The organism is Alloyangia mangrovi (assembly GCF_002300555.2).
Taxonomy (GTDB): Bacteria; Pseudomonadota; Alphaproteobacteria; order Rhodobacterales; family Rhodobacteraceae; genus Salipiger; species Salipiger mangrovi.
The window spans coordinates 1-6,818 of record NZ_NTHN02000106.1 but is presented as its reverse complement, the minus strand read 5'-3'; the positions used below and the strand labels follow the sequence as shown (position 1 = coordinate 6,818).

At 67.6% G+C, this 6,818-nt stretch carries 5 protein-coding genes and 1 pseudogene; all 6 read right to left on the bottom strand.

Going from position 1 to position 6,818, the window contains the following annotated elements; translation table 11 throughout:
- Positions 1–68 precede the first annotated feature (68 nt).
- The gene (locus tag CLG85_RS26660) at positions 69–1,475 is read right to left on the bottom strand and encodes a 3'-5' exonuclease (RefSeq protein ID WP_095881610.1); all 1,407 of its coding nucleotides are present in this window, start codon (positions 1,473–1,475) and stop codon (positions 69–71) included.
- The gene (locus tag CLG85_RS26655; RefSeq protein WP_095881609.1) at positions 1,472–1,978 is read right to left on the bottom strand and encodes a hypothetical protein; all 507 of its coding nucleotides are present in this window, start codon (positions 1,976–1,978) and stop codon (positions 1,472–1,474) included. The genes CLG85_RS26660 and CLG85_RS26655 overlap by 4 nt, the downstream gene beginning before the upstream one ends.
- A gap of 19 nt (positions 1,979–1,997) precedes the next feature.
- Positions 1,998–3,822 (bottom strand): annotated as a pseudogene (locus CLG85_RS26650) (DUF294 nucleotidyltransferase-like domain-containing protein).
- 123 nt (positions 3,823–3,945) lie between these two features.
- The gene (locus tag CLG85_RS26645) at positions 3,946–5,727 is read right to left on the bottom strand and encodes a sodium:solute symporter family protein (RefSeq protein ID WP_260350324.1); all 1,782 of its coding nucleotides are present in this window, start codon (positions 5,725–5,727) and stop codon (positions 3,946–3,948) included.
- Between the two features lie 6 nt (positions 5,728–5,733).
- Entirely contained in the window at positions 5,734–6,021 is a 288-nt protein-coding gene (locus tag CLG85_RS26640) for a DUF4212 domain-containing protein (protein WP_224844366.1), read from the bottom strand.
- 56 nt (positions 6,022–6,077) lie between these two features.
- Entirely contained in the window at positions 6,078–6,761 is a 684-nt protein-coding gene (locus CLG85_RS26635) for an adenylate kinase (protein ID WP_095881606.1), read from the bottom strand.
- Positions 6,762–6,818 lie beyond the last annotated feature (57 nt).

Below are 6,818 nucleotides of genomic sequence, written 5' to 3'. Positions count from 1 at the left end.
GGCGGCGCTGGCGCGCCTGCCGGTCGCGGCCGCCCCGCGCGAGGCGGTGCAGGCAGCGCTCGACAGCCTCAGTTCAGGTCTTCCAGAAGTTGCCCGTGCTGCCGGGTCTGCGCCAGAACCTCGCCGAAGGTGGTCATCCCCTGCGCTTCCAGCATCGGCAGCATCCTGACCAGCACTTCGGCGGTGGCCCGCGCGTCGCCGAGCGCGGTGTGGCGCAGGGCGGGCGGAATGGTCACGCCGAGCCGCTCGCAGAGCGCGTCGAGCGTATGGGTCTGGCTTGCCCCGAAGAGCACCGCCGAAAGCAGCACCGTGTCGAGGATCGGGTTGCTCCACTCCACGCCCATGCGGGACTGGTGGCGGCGCAGGAAGGCCATGTCGAAGGGCGCGTTATGCGCGACGATCACCGCGCCGCGGGCGAAGTGGTGAAAGCGCCGCCCGGCCTCGGCGATGTCGGGCTGGCCTTGCACCATGGCGTCTGTCACCCTGTGCACCTTGGTCGAGCTCTGCGGGATCTTCATCCCGGGGTCGACCAGTTGATCCATCTGCTCGCCGGGCACGATCCTGCCGCTCACCACCCGCACCGCGCCGATCTGCACCACCTCGTCCTTGTGCGGCAGGAGCCCAGTCGTCTCGGTGTCGAAGACCACGTAGGTCAGGGCGCGCAGCGGCGTGTCTTCGAGCGCTGCGGGCGCGGGGGCATTGAGCAGCGAGAAGTCGAAGACCATGGGCCGCTCGGCCTGCGGCGCGATGCGCGTCTCGGCGTCCTCGATGATCAGCAGGTAGCCGCCCGCGTCGAGCGGTTTCATCCGGCCATGGTAGCTCTGCGCCTCGTCGACCGAGCGCAGGGTGAGCGTGACCTCTCGGCCGGTGCGGTGCAGCTCGCGCACCGCCGCCTCGACGCCGGCGGCAAGGAAATAGTCGGTCACCGGCGCGTTCAGCCGCGGCACGTGGATCTGGCTCAGCACCTCGGAAGCCTGCCCGTCGTAGAGCACGATGCGGCCCTTGGGGCTGACCATGATCGTCGCCACCGGGATTTCGGTGAGCAGGGCAGTCAGGCGTTCCTTGTCGGCGGCAAGCTGTGCGGTCTCCTCGGCGACCCGCTGCGCCGTGGCCAGCGCGGTCTCGCTGAGCCGGGCCGAGACCGCCTCGGCGGCATGCGCCAGATCGCCGAGGTAGCGCGCGCCGTGGAGGTCGACCTGCTTCTCGACCCCGGCATGGGCGCGCACCCGCATCTCCGAGGCGATGCGCTCGACCGGTTTGGCGACATTCTCGTCGAAGAGCAGCCAGACCCCGACGCAGAGCGCCACGATGCCGAAGACGGCGAGGATGCCGGCGAAAAGAAAACCGTTCGCCGGGGTGGTCGCAAGCGCGCGACCGTAGCCGAGCCAGAGCGCCAGCGCCGTGATCCCCGCGCCGCCGACCGCAATCAGGACGAAGAAGAGGAAGACGCGCAGGCGCAGGCTCAGATGGGTCACGTACGCGCCTCCGAGCAGACCGCGGCGACGATGCTGTCCTCGGCACCGACCTCGCGCCAGCGCGGTTCACCGCCGTCACCGCCCATGGGATCGGCTCGGCGCCCGCCGGGGCAGTCGACCATGACCTCGACGACCTGCGTCGGCTGCCAGCGGGTGAAGAAATAGAGATCGGCGAGATAGAGCCCCGGCGTCTGCGCGTTCTCGCGCCGCCCGGCGGCATCGACGGCGATGAAGCGGTCGGTCATCGGCCAGGCGTAGGTCCAGGGCCGCCAGAGCGCCTTGGAGGCGTGGGTCTCGACCACGTCTACGCCCTCGGGCAGCGCCTGGGCCGTGCTGCCGTACCAGCCGTATTCATTGGCGATCGAGGTCGCGATCATTGCCGCGCCCGCACCCACCGGGATTAGCCAGCGCGGCAACCGCCCGCCGGTGGCCTTGCTCAGCAGCATCACCACGCCGGCCCCGGCAAGACCGGCGACCAGCACGGCGATCAATTCGTAGAACATCTCTCCCCCCTCGTTGTCCTCAGCCCAGCATGCCGCGCCCGTGGCCGATCGCCGATTGCATCGACTTGATCACCACGAAGGCGTCCCGCAGGTGGCTGCGCTCGAAGTCCGACAGGTCGGACGGCGCGAGATAATTGTCGGGCTTTTCGCCGCGCTTGACCAGACCCGCCTGATGCTCGAGCCGCGTTTCGGCAATCAGATCATAGGCATCGAGCAGATCCTGCCCGCCGGTGCCCGAGACGACCCCGGCGGCGATCGCCGCCTCGAGCCGGGCCCGCGTGCTGACCTCGGGCAGGCGCCCCTGCAACGCGTAGACCCGCGCGAGATCGACCACCGGCACCACGCCGTTGTGCTTGAGATCGACGGTGTTCTTGTGCTCGCCCGAGCGGATCGTGGCAAAGCCGCGCAGCAGGCCAAGTGGCGGCGTGTGCTTGAGCGAGTTCGAGACCATGTGCGCGACGAAGATCGAGTTCTTCGAGGCTGCTTCGAGTGTTTCCTCCTGCAGCTCCTCGAAGAGCGACTTGGTGCCGCCGATGGGGCGCAGGTCGAACATGACCGAGGCCAGCATCTGCGCCTCGGGGACCGGCTTGTCGATCCAGTTCCGGAAGTAGCCGCGCCATTTCGACAGCGGCTGCAGCCAGCGGGGATTGCGCGCCATCATATCTCCGGGGCAGTTGAAATACCCAACCTTGTCAAGGCCATCGCAGACGAACTTCGCCATTTCTGTGAAGTATTCCATGTCCCGCTCGGTGGCGCTGTCGTCGAGGATCATGCAATTGTCCTGATCCGACACGCCGGTCTGCTCCTGCCGCCCCTGCGAGCCGCAGGCCAGCCAGAGCCAGGGCACCGGGGCCGAGCCGAGATCCTCCTCGGCCAGCGCCAGCAGCCGGCGGGTGACCGTGTCGGCGACATCGGTGATCAGCCGGGTGGTGACCTCGTGGCGGTTGCCGCCGGCGACGAGCTGCGCCAGCAGCTGCGGGATGCGGGCGGTGGTCTCGGCCATTTGCTCGGGGCTGCGAGCGCGGGCGATGGCCGCCACGAGTTCGGCCGAGCTGATCGCCTGGAAGCGGGTGAGGTCGGTCTGGGTGACGATGCCCACCAGTTGCCCGGCATCGGTGATCGGCACATGACCGATGCCACGCTCGACCATCGTGTGCAGCACGTCCGAGCCGATCGCCGAGGGCGGCAGGGTCACCGGCGCATGGGTCATGATCTCGGAGACCGGGATATTGGTGTCCATGCCGCCGGCAACCACCTTGGCCGAGATGTCGCGGATGGTGACGATGCCGATGAGGTCGCGCCCTTCGGTAACGCAGAGCGAGGAAACCGCTTCTTCGCGCATCATCAGCGCGGCCTGCTGGGCCGGGGTCTCGGGGGGGGATGGTGAGTGGGGCGCGGGCCATCAGCGTCTCGACCCGGCTGTGCGCGAGGTCGGACTTGCGCGGCCGCGCGGCGCGCGAGCGATCGAAGAAGCGGCGCGCGGCGGCATGTTCGGCGACCAGCTCGCGGAAGGCATAGGCGGGCAGCAGCAGCAGCACCGTCTCGTCGAGCGCGCTGGCGGTGGTGGCGGCCAGCCCCTCGCGCATCAGCCCGCGTTCGCCAAAGGAGTTGCGCGGCCCGAGCAGCGAGACGGCGACGCCGTTCTCGTCGCGAATCTCCACCTGGCCGGTGTGGACGAGGTAGAGCCCCTCGAGCTGCGCACCGACGGCATAGATCTCCTCGCCGGGCTTGTAGCTGCGGGTCAGGAACTGCGGCACCAGAACGTCGAGCGCGTCGGATTCCAGCGCATCATAGGGGTGCACCGAGGTCAGGAAACGGCGCAGGTCGTCGGGCTCAATCGGCATCTTGGCGCTCCGGTGGTGCGATAAAAGGCAATCGCAGAAGAAAAAATCCCGCCCCGGCATAGCGCGGGACGGGAGTTTTGCCTAGGGCGAGGGCGCTGTTGCGCCCCCGCGCCAGATCACCGGTCAGTGATCCTGGGCCGCACCCGCGCCGCGCGGAATGCGTACGCTTTCCACCAGCTCCGAGATTTCCCGCGGGATCGGCTTGGTCATCGCCGAGACCGTGAAGGCCACCACGAAGTTCACCAGCGCCCCCACTGCGCCGAACGAGGTCGACTTGATCGTGCCGAGCAGCGGATCGGCGTCCGAGTAGCTCGCGGTGTCGGGGATGAAGAACCAGCCCTTGTGCAGGAAGATGTAGACCAGCGTGACCACGAGGCCCGAGATCATGCCTGCCACGGCCCCCTTGTTGTTCACCTTCGAGAAGATGCCCATCATCAGCGCCGGGAAGATCGAGGCTGCGGCAAGGCCAAAGGCCAGTGCCACGGTCTGCGCCGCGAAGCCCGGGGGGTTCATGCCGAGCCAGGTTGCGACAGCGATGGCCACAGCCATGGCGACGCGGGCCGACATGAGTTCGCCCTTTTCCGAGATGCTCGGGTTGATCTGGCCCTTGATCAGGTCGTGGCTGACCGCCGAAGAGATGGCGAGCAGCAGGCCGGCTGCGGTCGACAGCGCGGCGGCAAGACCACCGGCGGCAACGAGGCCGATCACCCAGCCCGGAAGGTGGGCAATCTCGGGGTTGGCGAGCACGAGGATGTCGTTGTTGAAGTTGGTCAGCTCGTTGCCGGCCCAGCCTTCAGCAGTCGCCTTCTCCTGCATCGCGGCGCTCTTGTCATTGTAGTACTGGATGCGGCCGTCGCCGTTCAGGTCTTCCCAGCCCAGAAGGCCGGTCTGCTGCCAGGTGGCCATCCAGTCATAGGCCGGATCGTTCTCGATCTGCTCGAGCGAGACGGCCTGGCCCGCAGTGCCTTCCGGCCAGAACTGCTGGGTGATGTTGAGACGTGCCATCGCGCCCACGGCCGGGGCCGTCAGGTAAAGCAGGGCGATGAAGACCAGCGCCCAGCCCGCGGACCAGCGTGCGTCCGAGACCTTGGGCACGGTGAAGAACCGCATGATCACGTGCGGCAGGCCGGCGGTGCCGATCATCAGCGACAGGGTGAAGAGCACCATGTTGAGCGTGTCGCCGTTGTGCGCGGTGTACTCGCCGAAGCCCAGCTCGCGGACGATCTGGTCGAGCTTGGCCAGCAGCGGCTCGCCAGAGGCCTGGTCGGTGCCGAAGAGGCCGAGGCCCGGGATCGGGTTGCCGGTCAGCTGCAGCGAGATGAAGATCGCCGGGATGGTGTAGGCGAGGATCAGCACGATGTACTGCGCCACCTGGGTGTAGGTCACGCCCTTCATGCCGCCGAACACGGCGTAGGCAAACACGATCACCGCGCCGATCAGCAGGCCGGTGGTGCTGTCCACCTCGAGGAACCGGCCGAAGGCCACGCCGACGCCGGTCATCTGGCCGATCACGTAGGTGGTCGAGGCGATGATCAGGCAGATCACGGCCACAAGGCGCGCGGTCGGCGAGTAGAAACGGTCGCCGATGAACTCGGAGACGGTGAACTTGCCGAACTTGCGCAGGTAGGGCGCGAGCAGCAGCGCCAGCAGCACGTAGCCGCCGGTCCAGCCCATCAGGTAGGCCGAGTTGTCGTAGCCGGTGAAGGCGATGAGGCCCGCCATCGACAGGAAGGAGGCCGCCGACATCCAGTCTGCCGCCGTCGCCATGCCGTTGGTGACCGGGTGCACGCCGCGCCCGGCGGCATAGAATTCCGACGTTGAGCCCGCGCGGGCCCAGATCGCGATGCCGATGTAGAGCGCGAAAGAGGCGCCCACGAACAGCAGGTTGATGGTGAACTGATCCATGACGCCTTACTCCTCGTCCACGCCGTATTCACGGTCGAGCTTGTTCATCCGCCAGGCGTAGAAGAAGATCAGGGCCAGGAAGACGATGATGCTGCCCTGCTGGGCGAACCAGAACCCGAGGTCCGAGCCGCCGACCTTGATGCCCGAGAGCATCGGGCGCAGCAGGATGCCGAAGCCGAAGCTGCAGAGCGCCCAGATGATCAGGCTGATGAAGATGAGGCGCAGGTTGGCCGACCAGTAGGCCTTGCCGGCCTCCTCGGCGCCATGCGCATGGTGCGTTGATTGATCCGCCATGGCGGTTCCTCCTCCAGAAAATGCGGCCGCCCCTCCTTTGAGCGGCCTCCGACGGATCAGCCCGTCGCTTTTTCGACGATCGCGCCGAGCCCGGCGGCGATCTCCTCGATCTTGCCCATCGCGTCGATACGGCTCAGGGCGCCCTTGCCTTCGTAATAGCCGATGAGCGGGGCGGTCTGGGCGTGGTACGCCTCGAGCCGCGAAGCCACCGTTTCCGCCTTGTCATCGGCGCGGCGCTTCATCTCGGACCCGCCGCAGGTGTCGCAGACGCCCGCCTGCTTGGGCGTCTTGAAGGTATCGTGATAACCCTCGCCGCAGCCGGCGCAGGTGTAGCGGCCCGAGATTCGGTCCACCATGGCGGCATCATCCACCTCGAGGCTGATCGCCGCATCGATCTTCTGCCCGCTCTCGGCCAGCAGCGCGTCGAGCGCCTCGGCCTGCACCGTGGTGCGCGGGAAACCGTCGAGGATCACGCCATTTGCGCAATCGGGCTCGGCGATGCGGTCGCGCAGGATGGCGATGACGATCTCGTCGCTGACCAGCTGGCCCGCTTCCATCACCGCCTTGGCCTGCTTGCCGGCCTCGCTGCCCTGCGCCACGCCGGCGCGCAGCAGGTCGCCGGTCGAGAGCTGTACCAGCCCGTATTTATCCTCGAGCTTGCGTGCCTGGGTGCCTTTCCCGGCCCCCGGAGGGCCGAGAAGGATGAGCACGGGGGCGCGGGTCACGGTTGTTGCGTCCATCTCGCTCACCCCTTGTTGGCGCGGTTTTCGATGAGGTCGTCGACGACCGAGGGGTCT

Coding starts and splice junctions, on each gene's coding strand:
- CLG85_RS26635 (WP_095881606.1), bottom strand. CDS start 6,761: ATGGACGCAACAACCGTGACCCGCGCCCCCGTGCTCATCCTTCTCGGC.
- CLG85_RS26645 (WP_260350324.1), bottom strand. CDS start 5,727: ATGGATCAGTTCACCATCAACCTGCTGTTCGTGGGCGCCTCTTTCGCG.
- CLG85_RS26655 (WP_095881609.1), bottom strand. CDS start 1,978: ATGTTCTACGAATTGATCGCCGTGCTGGTCGCCGGTCTTGCCGGGGCC.
- CLG85_RS26640 (WP_224844366.1), bottom strand. CDS start 6,021: ATGGCGGATCAATCAACGCACCATGCGCATGGCGCCGAGGAGGCCGGC.